The organism is Oceanobacillus sp. B139/18, assembly GCF_055524595.1.
Genome location: NZ_JBVFXI010000002.1, coordinates 300,624 through 317,110, shown reverse-complemented (window position 1 = coordinate 317,110; position 16,487 = coordinate 300,624). Strand labels below are relative to the sequence as shown.

The window sequence follows — 16,487 nt, the reverse complement described above, 5'->3', positions numbered from 1 at the left end:
CACCTAAATTCAGGGAAAAATCAATTAGAATATATAGTTAGATGGAGGTTATATCATGGCAAACACATTTAAAGCACTCGTCGTAGAAAAAGAAAATGAAAAGTTAAATTTGAATGTAAAAGAAATCGAACCTTCTGATTTGCCTGAGGGCGATGTTCTAGTCGATGTAAAGTACAGCGGGATCAACTATAAAGACGGGCTTGCTGCTCATCCAAATGGAAATATTGTAAAGGAATATCCGTTTATTCCGGGAATTGATTTAGCCGGTGAAGTAATTGATTCCAAGGATGAACGCTATAAAGCAGGCGATAAAGTTATTGTTACCAGCTACGAATTAGGTGTCTCCCATTTTGGCGGCTATAGTGAATATGCACGTGTTCCCGCAGAATGGGTTGTGCCTCTTCCAAAAGGGTTGAGCTTAAAAGAAAGCATGATATTAGGAACAGCCGGTTTTACAGCTGCTTTATCTGTCCAGCGATTAGAAGAGAATGGACTGAAGCCGGAAAATGGCCCTGTTCTTGTCACTGGAGCAACAGGCGGCGTCGGAAGTATTGCTATTTCCCTCTTGAAAAAGAAAGGGTATCAGGTAGCAGCCAGTACAGGAAAAACCGAGGAGGCTGCTTATCTGAAACAATTAGGTGCAGATGAAGTTATTAACAGAAAAGAAGTTTATAATGGAGAACTGAAAAAGATGGATAAGCAGAAATGGGCAGGAGCAATCGATGCAGCAGGCGGGAAGCCGTTAGCAGCATTATTGGCGCAAATTCAGTACCGGGGCAGTGTTGCCGTCAGCGGAATGGCAGCTGGTGTCAATGTACCGTCATCTGTTTTTCCATTTATTTTACGGGGTGTTTCCCTTCTTGGGATTGATTCGGTATATTGCCCGATGGCAGAACGGAAGCATATCTGGGAGCGTTTAGCCTCTGATTTAAAATTAGATAACCTTGAAGATATGGTATATAAGGAAGCTGGATTAGAGGAATTAACAGAGCTGCTGCCGTCTGTATTAGAAAGTAATCATTTGGGAAGAGTGCTCGTGAATTTAGGCGATTAATATATGTACCATGCAGAAGGAGGGCGTAGAAATGGCGTTCTCCTTCCTTTTTTGTTTAGTACTATTTTTTAAGACATGCTGAAGTAATGAAATAATTCCATTTAGCTGTTGAAAAGAAGTGTTTAGTACGTTAAAGTAACCAGTATAAGAAGATTATCTCAGTTAAAGTGCAGAATTACGTGCCGTCTGTTTTAATTGATGAGTGGGTTCTGCCCATTTTTTTAAATCTTTTCCTAATGCATTTAGGGAAAGGTTTTTTTCGGGTGGTTATTTTGTTTAACTGAGATAATTCATTTATCGATACGATAGAGGTATATCTTTTTGAGGTATGATACTGTTTTTAAAGGATAAAAATAGGATAACCGTTCAAAATGAACTTCACACAACTAAATAAGAGGAGGAATATACGATGAAGAACTATGTATTTTTAATTGCCGGTACATTTTTCTTTGCTGCTTCCGTAGCAGTCTTTGCGATGCCGAATTCTTTAGCAGAGGGAGGCGTGCCGGGGCTGGCTCTGCTGATCTACCATGAAACAGATATATCGCCTGCCATGACGACATTTATTCTGAATGCAGTTATTCTTCTGATCGGCTTTCGTTACTTGCCAAAGGACATGATTATCAAATCGCTTGTGACCATCCCGCTATTTTCATTATTTATTTATATCCTCGAAGACCTGGCTACAGGTATACCAGACCCCCTTCTGGCAGCAATCTTTGCAGGCGTATTTACCGGTGTCGGCTTTGGACTTATTTTCCGTTCAGGGAGCACGACCGGAGGGACATCGACCATCGCCCGCATGTTAAACTATAAATTCGGCTGGGAATTGACAGGAACCAATTTTGTTTTGGATGCGTCTGTTGTCGTTGCCGGGATTTTTGTGATTGGACCCGTGTACACCATGTATACGGTGCTTGCACTATTTATTGGAAAAAGGGTAACGGACTATGTATTAGAAGGTTTTGAAGCAAAAAGAGTGGTGCATATTTTTTCCAATAAAACAAAAGAAGTGGAAAATGCATTGCAAACAAGTCTGGGTACGCATACGACCGTATTAAAAGCAGAGAAAAATGCAGATGGCGTCGAGGAAAATCTGATTTACGTCGCCATCCCGAAGCAGCGGTTATTCTACCTGAAAAAGCTGGTCAGCAGCATTGACGAAAATGCATTCACGGTTGTGCATACGGTGAAGGACGTGACCGGCGGCAGCTTTGCAGAAGCTCATCACCCTGGGCAGAAGACCTTCCGAAGCAAGAAACTGGAACGCCGCTATTATAAGAAGCAGGCGGATGAAGAGAGTTTTACATCGCCAGATAACAATACTGCTAATGAGAAAGCATAGCTATACGAAAAAAGTCTTTTCCGATTTTTTAGGGAAAGACTTTTTTCGTATAGAGATATTAATCTCTCTTTTCTCTAAAAAATTGCCAGTAAACAGAGTAAGGAATAATCACCCCGATCAAAAGAAAAAATTTATGAACTACAATATCTGCTTCTCCCCGCCAATTAAAATGAATTGGAATGGAATCAGGCAAAAATAGAATAATGCCAAACAAAATAACGAACATGATTAAAAATACAGTGATATCCTTTTTCATCATCATTCTCCTTAGATAAATTTTATCCTGCAGGTCCGCTGATAAAAAAGCATAGCAAGACCAATCAATAAAACTGCAAGAGCCAGATAAATCACAAATAAAGGAAGTATCTGAAATAAAATAAGCACTAGCGGCACGATCATCAATGCCATCCCGGTAAATGCTGCTATCAAAACAGGCGGGCTTTGTTTAACAATATACATATCGTTTTTCCAGCTGAAATGTGGGTAGAAATAATTCAGCATCAATCCAAATGTCGTGATAAAAGCGGAATAGCTTACTGGAATAAGGATGGCCCAGATCAGCTGCTCTATCGTTGGAGATAAACGGATAATATAAGCTAGGATGCTAATAGCAAAACCAATAAAATGCAGGGAAAAGGTACAGGCTAATTTAGCATGAACCACCCTTTTTTGCTCAATGGGCAGTGTTTTTAAAATCCAAACTTTATTCCCTTCCATGGAGAGTGCAGCAGCTGCCGGATTACTGATTAACAGCATTGCTGCAACAACCATGGGAAATAGATTGGTAACGGTTTCTATAGAAACAGGAAGCGGAATAAACGTTGTTAATTTTTCAAATCCAAACAGAAGTAATGCCATACTAATAAAAACTAACAGCACGGTGCCTAATATCGAGTTCAGCAAGTAGTTGTAAGAGCTGAATAAAGCAGTTATTTCTTTTTTCCATAAAGCAACGAAGATACGTCGCTGTTTGATGGTTCGCGGTTTCATATGATTTGTGCTTTTTAAAGCAAGAAGGCGCAGGTTCAATCTGCGATAGTATCTGCTGCCGAAAAAGGTAAGCACTAAAAATAATAAACCGCTGATAAAGAGAAAAATTAGAATAAAAAAGCTGTCTGCCAAACTGTTAAATTGAAATAAGACGGAAGGCAGATACATAGTTGTCATCTGACTATATACAGCAGTTCCGATATCTTGCATGCTATCTGTTTGGTTAGATTGCGTCATGATAAAATAGCCGAAAGCACCGAGTAGAAAAAGAGATAAACAGACAGCAATCAGATTTATTTGCCGAAAATAAGCCGCCATCCGATAAACGAGACTTCCAAAAATGACACCGATACAAATTGGAATCACAGGGGAGGCCAGCGCTGTGATGCAAAACAGCATAATTAAAACCGGTGAGACAAGAGTATTTGCTGCCCAGACGAGTAAAGCTGGCAGGTTGAATAACAGACCAATCAGTAAATTGAAAAAATAGAGGTGAAGCAGCTTGCTGATAAAAATTTCTTTTTCACTGACGGGATAAGCAGCCAGCTGTTTAAAGTCGCTGCTGCCAAAGATTGTTCCATTCGCTCGTAACAATGATAAGAAAACCATCATCATGCTGGAAACGGAAAGCATGTATCCCGGAATCATAGCTGTCTGGCCAATACTGACCAATGTTTTGGCTGTCAGTATATTATACGTAAGCAGCAGTATTCCCATAAGCAGCAGAACAACAGCTGTTATTTTTCCTCCATTTCCTTGCTTGCCGGAACGAAATAAATCATGGAAATGAATGCTGTTGGCAAGGTTATTTTTAAATAATATCCATATTTTTTGATTCATTGCGAACCTCCATGAAAATGTCTTCTAAGGTTTTTGAGCCGGCTACCTCTTCCATTAAGCCGTTTTTGACAAGCTTTCCATTATGAATAATGGCTACCTTATTACAAAGCTTCTGGGCAACTTCTAAGACGTGCGTAGAAAAGAACACGGCACCGCCATTATCTGCATGCTTCTGCATCAGACTTTTTAACTGAAAGGAAGCAGTTGGATCCAGGCCGACAAATGGTTCATCCAAGATAAACAGGGATGGCTGATGTACCAGAGCAGCAATGATTGCAATCCGCTGCTTCATTCCATGAGAGTAGGAAGCGATGCTGTGATGGAGCTTGCCAGTCATTTCGAACAGACTGCTGTATTTTTCGATAGATGATTCTCTTTCCGTAAGATTAACCTCAAAAATGTCGGCTATAAAGTTGATATACTGCATGCCGGTTAAATGCTCATAAAGGTCTGGAGTATCTGGGATATAAGCCATTCTTTTCTTACAAAGAACAGGGTCATTTTTCATAGAATAGCCATCAATCGAGATTTCTCCCTCGTTAAATGGGTGAATGCCAACAATTGATTTGATCAACGTGGATTTGCCGGCTCCATTCGCTCCAATAAATCCGTAAATATCGCCGCTTTGAACGTGAAGGTTGATATCCGTAATCGCCTTCGTGCCATCTTCGTATATTTTTGAGACGTGATTCGCTTTTAACATAAATTCCCTCCTATTGACAAAGTGTCAGTCGTAGTGATAAAAGAAACCAATGAAGTAAGGTACATTGGTTACCAATTTAAAATCGATTCTTCAATCCCCAGCGTTTTTGCTAAAACCCCTTTAAAAGCTTCTAAATAAATTTCCATTTCTTCTATTCCCAGTTTTTTTAGCTTGATATCATTCGAAACAAAAACATATCCTGTTACTAAAAAATGGGCAGTCTCATAAGGGTAAGCTACTTGAAAAACATTCTGTTCTTTTCCTTCCTCTATCACTTTTGTAAATAAAGGGAGCAGCTTTTCAATAAATTTATGATAAAAACGGTCCATCATATATCTGTTTTCCTCCAGCTGAACGGTTTCCTGCAGGGTGACTTTTTCCTCTGTAACCGAATCTTCTTGAATAATCGTTGTTTGTAAAAATTGTTTTAATTTCTCTGCCGGGCTCAATGAAGTCTCGTTAACGATTTTTTCCATCTGCAGGATAAGCGGCTTAACAGATTTTTCAACCAGGATATAAAGAATTTCTTCTTTATTTTTAAAGTGATAGTAAAGCAGTCCGCGTGAAATTCCTACTTGGTTGATAATATCCTGTGTAGTTGTCTGCAGGTAGCCTTTTTCTGTAAACAGCTTCATCGAAGCATCCAGGATTTCTGCTTTTCGAACTTCAGGCAATTTCACATCTCTCATGTTATATACCTCCTTTGAAGATAGTATATACAGATGACTGACAAAGTGTCAATGGATAGGTAGACATAATTTTATATTGGAAAGGAAACCTGTCTATTAAAAATAGTCAAGATATGAATGATGCCTGACAGTTGACGAGATATCCTGTGTATAGACGATGAGCATTTAATACATAGAAAACGAATTATTCGCTGAAGGTGCGAACAATTCGTTTTCTTAAATTTATCACGGAGAACCGTCCGTAAAACTCCCGCCTCAAAATAAAGCGTAAAAATAAATTTATTTAGGCGGGAGATAACGGACGCTAACTCCCTGAATCACTCAACTAACAATCAGTGGGAGAATTAAAGAAACAGACTAAATTCGCGACGTCCTGTCGCAACGTCTGCACTAGCACATCCTGGGACTGCGATTACTCGCCCCATCGGAAACATTTGTGCGTTGAAAACTCCCACTGATTGAAGTTTCGTTTTATAATAGATTGTTTGGAATGAAACCAATAATAAGAAGCTACACCTTCTTGTTTGTAAAGAAATTAGAAAAGAGGACTATAATTATTCCTGTTATAAGTAATGGCAAGAAAAAAGTAGAGAAGACCTCTGGACCGTCCGTTATCGTACCTATCCTTTCATTAAACATCATTCCTGTCATAAAGAATAGAAAACCTAACCAAAAAATTGACTTCCCAAGCTTCGTATGTTTTTTCATATTGCATCACCATCTCATCCATTCCTAATTGTTTTTACCCGTTAATTTAAATACAATTTTCATATAATCTATAACGATTTTACCATATTTATTCAGGACCTTCTATAAAATCTAGGTGTAAATTATTGATAATAATAGCTTTAGATGGTTTAGAGATAATTCAAGGCTGTTAGAGTATTAAAAATTTATCTTGACAAGTTCATCTTTTTAATCAATAATGATAATCGTTATCAATGATAATGATTATCATTATCAGAAAATAAAATGTCATAAAAAAGGAGGCGAATCAATGAAAGCAATTGAAATAAATGAAATTGATGTCGGTTATGCGAATGAGTTAATTATCAAAGACCTCAGCATTTCGATCCCGGCCAATAAAATCACAACGATTATCGGCCCGAATGGGTGTGGGAAGTCAACGCTCATCAAAACAATTGCCCGCATTTTAAGTGTGAAAAGCGGTGCGGTATTTTTAGAGGGCGAGGCGATTCATAAGGTCGATACAAGAGAGATTGCAAAACGCATGGCTATCCTGCCTCAAACTGCTGAAGCGCCTGGCGGATTGACTGTATATGAATTAATTTCTTATGGGCGCTTTCCTTATAAAAAAGGGATGGGTTCTCTAAGAAAGGAAGATTACGAATATATTGACTGGGCAATTGAGGTGACAGGGTTAGCGGAAGTTCAGGAGCGGGCAATCAGTGCTTTATCCGGCGGTCAGAGACAGCGGGTGTGGATTGCAATGGCTTTGGCGCAGGGAACTGATATCCTTGTGCTGGATGAACCGACTACTTATTTAGATTTGGCACATCAATTAGATATTTTACTATTATTGGAGCGCCTTAATAAAGAAGAAGGACGTACCATTATTATGGTTCTGCACGATTTAAACCATGCTTCCCGCTTCTCGCATTATATGATTGCGATGCGTGATGGAGAGGTTGTGACAGACGGTACGCCAGAGAATGTGATGACCTGTGGTAATCTGCAGCAGGTTTTTCAAATTGATGCACATATAGCAAGGTGTCCGCATAGTGCGAATCCGATTTGCTTATCGTATCAGTTATGTCAGGCGGAATCGGCATGCGCTTCATCTAAACCATGCCATCAAAAGGTGTCAGGTTAAGCATTTATGATAAATAGTAAAAGTAAACAATGAAAGGTACTAAACAATGAATGAACTAGAAGATTTAAAAAAAGTCAAAGAAACCGTGCGGCCTGTCCGGAATGTGCTTGTTTTAGCGGCGGGGAGCTTCCTTTTACTATTATCTTTGCTGCTGGCTGTATCCCTTGGCGCTGCGGATATGCCATTGAAAACAGTCTGGCAGGCCATATTTCAATTTGATCCGGACTTGCAGCAGCATCAAATTATCAGGGAAATACGCTTTCCGCGTATTCTTGGAGCAGCTATTGTCGGCAGCTGTTTTGCCGTTTCTGGAGCATTAATGCAAGGGATGACTCGTAACCCGCTTGCTGATTCCGGATTGCTCGGACTAAATGCCGGAGCCGTATTTATGCTCGCATGCTGTTTTGCATTTTTTCCGCATCTTTCGTATGTATATATAATTTTATTTTCATTCCTCGGTGCTGCACTTGGTGCTGGAATTGTATATGGCATCGGTTCTTTATCAAAAAATGGTCTGACACCAATCCGTTTAGTGTTGGCTGGTGCAGCAGTCAGTGCCCTTTTGGGAGCATTAAGTGAAGGAATCGCGCTTTATTATGAAATTGGGCAGGATTTAGCATTCTGGTATGCAGGCGGTATTTCCGGTACAAGCTGGGGCCATTTGCAAATCATTACACCTTGGCTGCTGCTGGCAGTTATCGCTGCAGTGATAATATCCCGCTCAATTACATTATTGAGCCTGGGAGAAGAAGTTGCGGTTGGGCTGGGTACGAAAACTGGACGCATTAAATTAACTGCTGCCTTGATTATTGTTGTATTAGCTGGTCTGGCTGTTTCTGTCGTCGGCGCGGTGAGTTTTGTGGGATTGATTGTACCGCATATGGTCCGCTGGCTGTTTGGGTACGATTACCGCTGGATTATTCCCGGAACGGTCATTTATGGTGCGTTACTGGTTGTGTTAGCGGATTTAGCAGCACGTATCATCAGCCCTCCTCATGAAATGCCGGTTGGTGCCTTAATTGCCTTATTGGGCGTACCTTTCTTTTTATACTTAGCAAGAAAGGGCGGGGGATTGGTATGACATCACAGAAAAACAAACAGCATAGCCAAGTCAGAAAAGCGAGAAGAGCAGGGCTGGTCAGTGTTATCTTAGTCTTTCTGATTATTATCATATTTTTTATCAGCTTAAATACAGGGAGCATTTACTTAACACCGAAAGAGGTTATTTTTACTTTATTTGGACAAGGTACAGAGCAGCAGGCGCTTATTTTATTTGATTTTCGCTTGCCGCGTATGATTATTGCTTTGCTGGTAGGAATGGGACTTGCAATCTCAGGAACCGTGCTGCAGGGGATTGTTCGGAACCCATTGGCAGATCCCGGAATTATTGGGATTAATGCTGGAGCAGGTTTATCCATTATGCTTTTTTTATCCTTCTTTGCAGTAACAACAACAATATCTGTCTTTCTGATGCCGTTTTTAGCTTTCTTTGGAGCAGCAGGTGCTGCCCTTATCATCTACTTGCTTTCTTACAAGCGGTCTGAGGGAATTTCGCCGATGCGGCTGGTATTGACAGGGATTGCAGTTGCAGCCGGTATCAATGCGTTAATGATTGTATTAACACTGCGATTAAATCCGGAAACCTATCAATTTCTGGCAACCTGGCTTGCAGGAAGCATATGGGGCTCTAATTGGCAGTTTGTTCTAGCATTACTTCCGTGGCTTGTTATTCTGGTACCGTTTGTTTATTCCAAAGCAACGGTTCTGAATATTCTCCACTTAGGGGAAGAAACGTCCATTGGGCTAGGAGCAAATTTAGAAAAAGAGCGGCGTGTGTTACTGTCTTCCGCTGTCGGTCTTGCAGCAGCGAGTGTTTCTGTCAGCGGCGGAATTGGATTTATCGGACTCATTGCTCCGCATCTCAGCAGACAGCTGGTTGGAGACAAGCATGAGTATGTGATTCCAGTTTCAGGCTTGATGGGGGCGCTGTTACTGCTCTTAGCAGATATGATCGGCGGATTCATTAAACAGCCGGAAGTGCCGGCAGGGATTATCGTCGCTGTGATTGGAGCGCCATACTTTTTATATTTATTAGCGAGGCTGAAAGATTAATAATTTAAAACAATAAAAATAGAATGAGGGAAAACAAATGAAAAAGTTATTATTTCTTTTTGGATGCTTACTTTGTCTAGTTATTACAGGCTGCAGCAATCAGTCAGACGGCAAACAAAATGACGGGAAAGAAGAAGCATCAAATGAAACCGTTACGTATGAATCAGAGACAGGTCCGGTGGAAATACCTGCTGAACCGCAGCGAATTGTGGCACTGTCAAATGGACCGAATGTTTTCGCTTTAGACGGAAATTTAGTAGGGGTCGATGAATGGACAAAAGCGAGTCCGCTTTTTGAAGAAAAGATGGCAGATATAGAAATAGTTTCGGAAAATGATCCAGAAGGTATTTTGGCACTGGAACCGGATTTAATTATCGCCGGATCACATATGGAGAATCTGGATGAGTTAGAAAAGATTGCTCCGACTGTTATTTATACATGGGGAAAGCTGGATTATCTGGAGCAGCAAATAGAGATTGGCAGACTTCTGAATAAAGAGGAGGAAGCACAGGAATGGGTGGATGACTTCACTAAACGTGCGAAAGCAGTCGGTGACAAGATAAAGGAAAAGCATGGGGAAGATGTTTCCGTATCTGTATTTGAAACAGATTCTAAAAATTTCGCTGTCTTTGGAGATAATTGGGCCCGCGGGACAGAAATATTATACCAGACAATGGAGCTGGAGATGCCAGAAAAAGTGCAGGAGGATGCACTTGCTGACGGCTATTACAACTTATCGCAGGAGACACTGCCAGAATATGCTGGAGATTTTATCGTTTTAAGCAGTATGGGCGGAGAGAATGAATTTACAAAAAGTGAAACATGGCAGTCAATTCCGGCAGTGGAAAATAATCAGGTAATCGAAATTGATACACAAGAGGCAAGCTACAGCGACCCGGCAACACTGGAATATTTACTGGACATTTTTGAAGAAGGATTTCTTCAATAAGAAAGCTTTTCTAGTTCATCACAGGAGGTAGTCATTCCATGTATCGCAACGAAAGATTTCAGTTTTCTGGAAAGCATCACCCTTATATTATAAATGTTTTCATCCCGGAGCAGCCGGTTTCAGACAACGGATTTTCTGTGTTGTATATTTTGGATGGAAATGCTTATGGCACACTTTTCAGTGAAATGATAAAGCTGCAAAGCAGGCGCTCAGAGAAGACAGGGATTGAGCCGATGCTGTTAGTTGGTATCGAATATGAGGGCGGGGAGCCGTTTCATTCTAATCGGGTATATGATTTTACTCCACCTGCTGTAAAGGTAGAACTGCCGGCAAGGTCAGACGGGTCTTCTTGGCCGGAGCATGGCGGAGCAGAGAAATTCATGGATTTTCTAGAAGCGGAATTAATCCCATTTATCGATAAAAAATATAAAACAAATCAGAAGAAACAAACAATCTTTGGCCATTCACTTGGCGGTTTATTTGTTTTATATACATTATTTCAGCGTTCCCGCCTTTTCAGCCATTATTTCGCTTGCAGTCCTTCCATATGGTGGAATAAGCAGGCGATTCTATCCTATGAAACAAATATCAATGATAAACATGTTAAGGGATTGTTTATTGCTGCAGAGCCTGTGGAAAACAAGCAAATGTATGCAAACGGTCTTGCCATGTATGAAAATCTTTCTGAGTGCAATAAAGATTTAAAAACAGCTTTTTTTGCACCAGAAGGGGAGAACCATATGTCTATTGTGCCTGCTGTGTTTAGCAGGGGGATGCGGTTTTTGCATGGATAGAATACAAAAGGAATCTCTGTGAGGGGGTTCCTTTTTTAGTGAATAGCCGAATTTATACATAATACAATGTATAGTTCCGAAAGAGCCGATGTAAATCATTTAGCCAAAGATTATTCAGGTAGTGTACTAGAAGTTAATTCTAGTAAAAAGAATGTCCGAGGAATTAACTGGAGAATAAATTTTCATAATTCATAAAAAAATACTCGATTCAGATTGACATAATGAATGGATTTTTATAAAGTTAAATTTAACTATCTTTGAAATGTTCTAATTGTGAAAAAATTTATTTTGCTAAATTAGAAGAATAGGAGGGAAAAGAATGACGCAAAAAAAGGAACCGATTAAAAATTGGAAAATTTGGGTTATTTTAATTGTTTTGCTTATTTTTAGTGTGCCATGGTATTTGCCAACAGGGTCTTATGAACCGTTTATTTTAGGGTTGCCTTATTGGGCTTGGATTATATTGGGAGTTTCTCTTATCATATCCATTGTTTTAACGCTTATTTTAAAGCATTGCTGGTACATGACCGATGAGGAAGAAATGCAGGAGGAGGAAGAGAAACAATGAGCAATCTCGCATTTTCAGGAACTTCTGGTATTATTATTATGCTTTTCTATGGTTTTCTCATGCTTTTTATCGGTTTTATTACATATTGGAGAAACAGAGGACTTCATCAATCGAATAAAGAGTTTTATTTAGGCGGCGGGAACCTTAGCGTCTTTGTGTTATTTTTTACATTTTTTGCAACGCAGTATAGCGGAAATACAGTGGTTGGCTATGCGCCGACTGCCTATCGGATGGGTTTTATGTGGATGCAGTCCATTACTTTTTTTATTTTAATCGTAGTGGGGTATTTAATGTTTGCTCCGAGGCTTTATGCACTGAGTAAAAAACATCAATTTATTACTCCGTCAGATTATATTGATAAGCGATTTAAATCGAAAGCAGTTACACTGCTCGCCTCCTTATTAATGCTATATGGATTATGCAATTATTTATTAGAGCAGATTATTGCTATTGGACATGGCGTCAGCGGATTGACCGGAGGAACCATTCCCTATCAGGCTGCTGTGGTATTTTTCGTTACTGTAATGATTATCTATGGCTGGCTTGGGGGAATGCGCTCTGTAGCTTATACGGATACGATGCAGGGGATTGCCTTGCTATTTGGGGTGGCCGTGCTGCTGATTGGCTCCATGATTTACTTTGGGGGGGTGCCTTCTGCAACGGAATATGCTGCAACGATTTCACCGGAGAAACTTGGTGTGCCGGATAGCAATGGGCTTGTAAGCTGGTTCAGTATGCTGATTCTCGTTATGATCGGAGCGGCCATTTATCCCCATGCAATCCAGAGAATTTTTGCTGCCAAAAGTGAAAAATCATTAAAGAAATCATTATCCTGGATGGCATGGATGCCTTTTGTTACTTCCGGTTTTGTTTTTATCATTGGAATTATCGGTATTCAAGCTTTTCCGGGCTTGAGTGAAGGAGATTCCGAACAATTAGTGGGAATGATGGCTAACCATATCGCGATGCAAAATCCTTTCTTTTACTGGGCGATGGTTCTGTTATTTGGCGGAATTGTAGCTGCGATTATTTCTACTGCGGATTCGGTATTACTTACCTTGTCATCGGTTATTTCTAAAGATATTTATGCACGCTATATCAATAAAAGTGCCAGTGATAAGAAACAAATTTTAGTCGGTAAATTAACAGGGGTTGCCCTTGTTATTATTTTACTTTTGATTGCCTGGTATCCGCCGGCAACCTTGTATCGAATATTTATTCTGAAATTTGAATTATTGATTCAAATTGCTCCAGCCTTCCTTTTAGGGCTTTACTGGAAACAGCTTCACCGTCATGCATTGTTCATAGGTATGCTTGCTGGAACGATTATCGCATCGGTCATGGCATTTACTGGCCAGCAGCCTTTAGGTATTGCCAGCGGTTTATGGGGATTAGCTGTTAACTTTATGTTATGTGTTGGTTTAAGCTTCTTCTTAAAAGTTCCTAAAAGTGAAGTAGAATTGCTGCAAAAAGAAATATCTTAATTATTATATAAAGGGGGATTGATGATGGATATCAGTCTCTCTTTTATTTTTGTGAATTTATTGGATGAATTTGAAATTTACCAGAACGGCACTTATTACATATTTCATAAAGGGATTGCTAATCCTATTTGATTTAGCTTTATTAGTATTTTATTTTTGTACTGCCATCTTACACCCAACCGACTTTCATAAAAAAACGAGTACCATTCATCATAATCCAGCTTCCGCTCCGTCCTGTTTTCCCTCTCTTCATCCGGAATTTAATGCTGCAACATTACTTCTCCCATATGCTTGAAACAGCAAACAAATGAGGAGTGAATTAGTTTATGGAGTTTTTTCAAGACCTGCTAGTTAAGCTGATGGAAGCAGAAACATGGGTGCAGTATGTAAGTGTGTTTCTTATCTCTATTGTGCCTTTTTTTGAATCCTATGTAGCCATTCCAATTGGGATTGTATTTGTTTTTCCAAGTATGCAGGTTGTCCTGATTGGTGCATTTGGCAATTGGTTGTCTGTCATGGTGTTTATTTGGCTTATTTCTGGTTTGCGGAAGAAAATAGCTGGAAAGAAAAATAAAGGAAGTAAACGGAAAAATCGTGCACAAAATATATTCAATAAATATGGAGTTGCAGGTTTATCCTTTGCTGGTCCGCTTATTTGTTATCACGTATGTGCAGCAATATCTATTGCGTCAGGAGCAAAAAAATCATATGTGAGTATTTGGCAGACAATCGGTATAGGCGCATGGTCTGTTGCATTGGGGGCAGCTTTTCATTATGGTGTCAATCTTTTGGAATACCTTCCCAATCTAAATCCATTTTCTTGAAGTTAAAGTGGAAGAGACCGTTGGATGTGAGTAGAAACAGAAATATTTAGATATTCCTTCATCTATTTCAAATTTTAAAAAGGAGAAGATACATCATGAAAAAAATAAAACAGACAGGTGTAGCTGTCCTGATGATTTTGTTTGCGGTTATTCCATTTCTGGTTATCTATGAGCCATTGTCACAATCTATTCCCGCCTTGCCAAAGTATGAAGCTCCCGGGTGGTTCATTCCTGCCGGCTTTATCAGCATTGCTCTGATTGTTGCTCTTTCGTTTTTGTTAGCCTCTTTAAGCTCAAACGGAGATTCGGGCAAGTATTAAAATAATGGTTAAATGAGGATGTTTCCTATAATATTGAAACTAGATAACGGATCGAACAAAGGAGTCGTTTGGATGGTAATGTCTTTTAACAAGCTAAGAAAAATTGAACAAAATACAGTCCTGCTGCCGGAGTTGAGCTTGACTGTTCAAAAAGGGGACATCATTGCTGTTCAGTGTGAAAATGAGTATATTGGACGCCTGTTTACTCTGTTAAATCATCCGGAGCATATCCAACAAGAAGCGATTGCCTTGCCAGAAGGCGGATTTCAAAATGTGTATTTGTTTCAGCAGACGGACGGTTTATATAAACGGTTAAACGTGAAGCAGATGCTTCTATTTTGGTGCAAATTATATCGGCATCAGGCAGATTTAGAATTCGTTTTAAACCTATGTGAATTGCGGCATTGTGCAGCGAAGAAAACAAAACAGCTGACATTGTCTGAACAGCAGCGTTTGTTATTTGCTTCCGCATTGATTCAGGAGGCTGCTGTATATATTTTTGAAGATCCTTCTCTTGGATTGGACCTTCAATCCAAGCATGTGCTTCATAATCTGCTGCTTCATTTAGCGGATAAAGGTGCAGCAGTATTATTGTTCACTCCGACCTTGGAAGAAGCCATTCGACTTGGCAGCTCGGTTTATCGATATTCCGAACGGGGCGTTCAGCAGCTGGAACAGGATATAGAAGATGCTGAAAATACGGCGGAAGAAGAACCTGAGGATGAAATAACAAGTATGCAGGTGCAATTGGATAAAATCAGTGCAAAAATTGAGGATAAAATTATTCTCTTTAATCCGCTTGAAATTGATTATATAGAAGCTCGTGATGGGCAGACATATCTTTTTGTGAATAATGAGGAATTTGCCTCGTCCAATACGATAAAAAGTTTAGAGGACCGGCTGCAGCCTTTGGGATTTTTTCGCTGTCACAGATCCTATCTGGTTAACCTGCAGCGGGTACGGGAAATTATTATTTGGAGCAAAAACAGCTATAGTCTCAGTCTGGATAATCCATCAAAAAGCACCATTCCATTATCAAAAGGAAACTATAGTAAGCTGAAAGAGTTGATCCATTTATGATGAAAAATGAAAAAATGGGATATTTGTATCGCTTCAGAGCATTGCTTTATAAGGACATTTGTGATTTGCGCTGGAATGGGCAGGTGCTCTTTAACCTGATTACAGGTGCTATTTTGATTTCGTTGTTTGCCTTGCTCCCACACGGGGAAATTCCGATTTCGTTTGTGTTTACATTTGTTTTTGGGATGCTGACATTGCTGATGCAGGGGAATTTAGTAGTAGAAGAAAAGGAGCAAGGAACCATCCGGCGTTTGAAGCAGGCTGAATTCTCGCTAAAAGAAATTCTGTTTTCTAAAATGATGATAACATTTATGACAACGGTCCTCATATTGATTCTTTTCTTTGTACTTTATGGAAATCATATGCTGTTTCATTTGCAACTATTTATACTTGTTTTGCCTATTATAATGATAATGTTAGTCGCAGGTACTTTTTTAGGAATAAAAACAAAGAACACAATTGAAGTCAGTCTTTATGGATCGCCAATCATGATATTCTATTTTTTCTTGGAAGGTCTTTTGATGAATAGCAGCCGGGAGGGGATGCCCTGGTTAGCTATTTTTCCAAATTATCATATTCATTATGGAATTGACCAGATCTATAACAAGGAGCCGTTTCTTTCTTATTTAACGGTACCAGTGATTTGGATGGCAGTGGGAATAGTAGTGTTTATAACCTGGTATAAAAAGCAGCATTTTAACTAGGAAAGTAAATCCATTAAAACAGCAGATGAGTTATCTGCTGTTTTTAGTTAGCTAGGATAGTTATTAGATTTTCCTAGTTTCCTAATAAATACAACAAAGGCTTTCGTCCAGAGGAATAATGTAAGCTAAGGTTTCTAAGAGATTTTAAGAAATAAGCGCTGCACTCTTGAAATGATTAAAAGGCTGAATTTTTTGTG

The 16,487-nt window shown here is 39.5% G+C and carries 17 protein-coding genes; 13 read left to right on the top strand and 4 right to left on the bottom strand.

The window, feature by feature from the left end:
• Positions 1 to 55 precede the first annotated feature (55 nt).
• Both ACZSMY_RS08910 and ACZSMY_RS08905 read left to right on the top strand, forming a co-directional pair.
• A complete protein-coding gene (locus ACZSMY_RS08910; RefSeq protein ID WP_042532909.1) occupies positions 56 to 1,054 on the top strand; it encodes an acrylyl-CoA reductase family protein in 999 nt (332 codons plus the stop codon).
• Positions 1,055 to 1,463: 409 nt separating this feature from the next.
• The gene (locus tag ACZSMY_RS08905) at positions 1,464 to 2,399 is read left to right on the top strand and encodes a YitT family protein (RefSeq protein WP_042532911.1); all 936 of its coding nucleotides are present in this window, start codon (positions 1,464 to 1,466) and stop codon (positions 2,397 to 2,399) included.
• Between the two features lie 58 nt (positions 2,400 to 2,457).
• On the opposite strand, the gene ACZSMY_RS08900 is transcribed toward ACZSMY_RS08905, so the two are convergent.
• The 4 genes from ACZSMY_RS08900 to ACZSMY_RS08885 all read right to left on the bottom strand — a co-directional run bounded on the left by ACZSMY_RS08900 (position 2,458) and on the right by ACZSMY_RS08885 (position 5,621).
• A complete protein-coding gene (locus ACZSMY_RS08900) occupies positions 2,458 to 2,655 on the bottom strand; it encodes a DUF1648 domain-containing protein (protein ID WP_244882379.1) in 198 nt (65 codons plus the stop codon).
• A gap of 11 nt (positions 2,656 to 2,666) precedes the next feature.
• Positions 2,667 to 4,229: a hypothetical protein gene (locus tag ACZSMY_RS08895; protein ID WP_465147673.1), complete on the bottom strand. Its 1,563-nt coding sequence runs from the start codon at positions 4,227 to 4,229 to the stop codon at positions 2,667 to 2,669.
• Positions 4,201 to 4,932 carry an ABC transporter ATP-binding protein gene (locus ACZSMY_RS08890; RefSeq protein ID WP_042532918.1) on the bottom strand — a complete coding sequence of 244 codons (732 nt, stop codon included), beginning with the start codon at positions 4,930 to 4,932 and terminating at the stop codon, positions 4,201 to 4,203. Before ACZSMY_RS08890 ends, ACZSMY_RS08895 begins: the two co-directional genes overlap by 29 nt.
• Before the next feature lie 68 nt (positions 4,933 to 5,000).
• Positions 5,001 to 5,621: a TetR/AcrR family transcriptional regulator gene (locus ACZSMY_RS08885; protein WP_042532920.1), complete on the bottom strand. Its 621-nt coding sequence runs from the start codon at positions 5,619 to 5,621 to the stop codon at positions 5,001 to 5,003.
• Positions 5,622 to 6,618: 997 nt separating this feature from the next.
• Here ACZSMY_RS08885 and ACZSMY_RS08880 point away from each other — a divergent pair.
• From ACZSMY_RS08880 to ACZSMY_RS08830, 11 genes are all read left to right on the top strand, one after another.
• The gene (locus ACZSMY_RS08880) at positions 6,619 to 7,455 is read left to right on the top strand and encodes an ABC transporter ATP-binding protein (RefSeq protein ID WP_042532923.1); all 837 of its coding nucleotides are present in this window, start codon (positions 6,619 to 6,621) and stop codon (positions 7,453 to 7,455) included.
• 46 nt (positions 7,456 to 7,501) lie between these two features.
• A complete protein-coding gene (locus ACZSMY_RS08875; protein ID WP_042532925.1) occupies positions 7,502 to 8,536 on the top strand; it encodes a FecCD family ABC transporter permease in 1,035 nt (344 codons plus the stop codon).
• Entirely contained in the window at positions 8,533 to 9,567 is a 1,035-nt protein-coding gene (locus ACZSMY_RS08870) for a FecCD family ABC transporter permease (RefSeq protein WP_193063907.1), read from the top strand. Before ACZSMY_RS08875 ends, ACZSMY_RS08870 begins: the two co-directional genes overlap by 4 nt.
• A 37-nt stretch (positions 9,568 to 9,604) precedes the next feature.
• Positions 9,605 to 10,516: an iron-hydroxamate ABC transporter substrate-binding protein gene (locus tag ACZSMY_RS08865; RefSeq protein WP_212928258.1), complete on the top strand. Its 912-nt coding sequence runs from the start codon at positions 9,605 to 9,607 to the stop codon at positions 10,514 to 10,516.
• Positions 10,517 to 10,554: 38 nt separating this feature from the next.
• The gene (locus ACZSMY_RS08860) at positions 10,555 to 11,310 is read left to right on the top strand and encodes an alpha/beta hydrolase (protein ID WP_256705981.1); all 756 of its coding nucleotides are present in this window, start codon (positions 10,555 to 10,557) and stop codon (positions 11,308 to 11,310) included.
• 319 nt (positions 11,311 to 11,629) lie between these two features.
• Positions 11,630 to 11,878, top strand: coding sequence for a hypothetical protein (locus ACZSMY_RS08855; protein WP_042532932.1), 249 nt, complete (start codon positions 11,630 to 11,632; stop codon positions 11,876 to 11,878).
• Positions 11,875 to 13,362: a sodium:solute symporter family protein gene (locus tag ACZSMY_RS08850; protein ID WP_212928260.1), complete on the top strand. Its 1,488-nt coding sequence runs from the start codon at positions 11,875 to 11,877 to the stop codon at positions 13,360 to 13,362. Before ACZSMY_RS08855 ends, ACZSMY_RS08850 begins: the two co-directional genes overlap by 4 nt.
• 326 nt (positions 13,363 to 13,688) lie before the next feature.
• The gene (locus tag ACZSMY_RS08845) at positions 13,689 to 14,186 is read left to right on the top strand and encodes a small multi-drug export protein (RefSeq protein WP_368901650.1); all 498 of its coding nucleotides are present in this window, start codon (positions 13,689 to 13,691) and stop codon (positions 14,184 to 14,186) included.
• A gap of 95 nt (positions 14,187 to 14,281) precedes the next feature.
• Positions 14,282 to 14,506, top strand: coding sequence for a hypothetical protein (locus ACZSMY_RS08840; RefSeq protein ID WP_193063902.1), 225 nt, complete (start codon positions 14,282 to 14,284; stop codon positions 14,504 to 14,506).
• 72 nt (positions 14,507 to 14,578) lie between these two features.
• Positions 14,579 to 15,586 carry a LytTR family transcriptional regulator DNA-binding domain-containing protein gene (locus tag ACZSMY_RS08835; RefSeq protein WP_212928263.1) on the top strand — a complete coding sequence of 336 codons (1,008 nt, stop codon included), beginning with the start codon at positions 14,579 to 14,581 and terminating at the stop codon, positions 15,584 to 15,586.
• The gene (locus ACZSMY_RS08830; RefSeq protein ID WP_465147672.1) at positions 15,583 to 16,290 is read left to right on the top strand and encodes an ABC transporter permease; all 708 of its coding nucleotides are present in this window, start codon (positions 15,583 to 15,585) and stop codon (positions 16,288 to 16,290) included. The genes ACZSMY_RS08835 and ACZSMY_RS08830 overlap by 4 nt, the downstream gene beginning before the upstream one ends.
• Positions 16,291 to 16,487 lie beyond the last annotated feature (197 nt).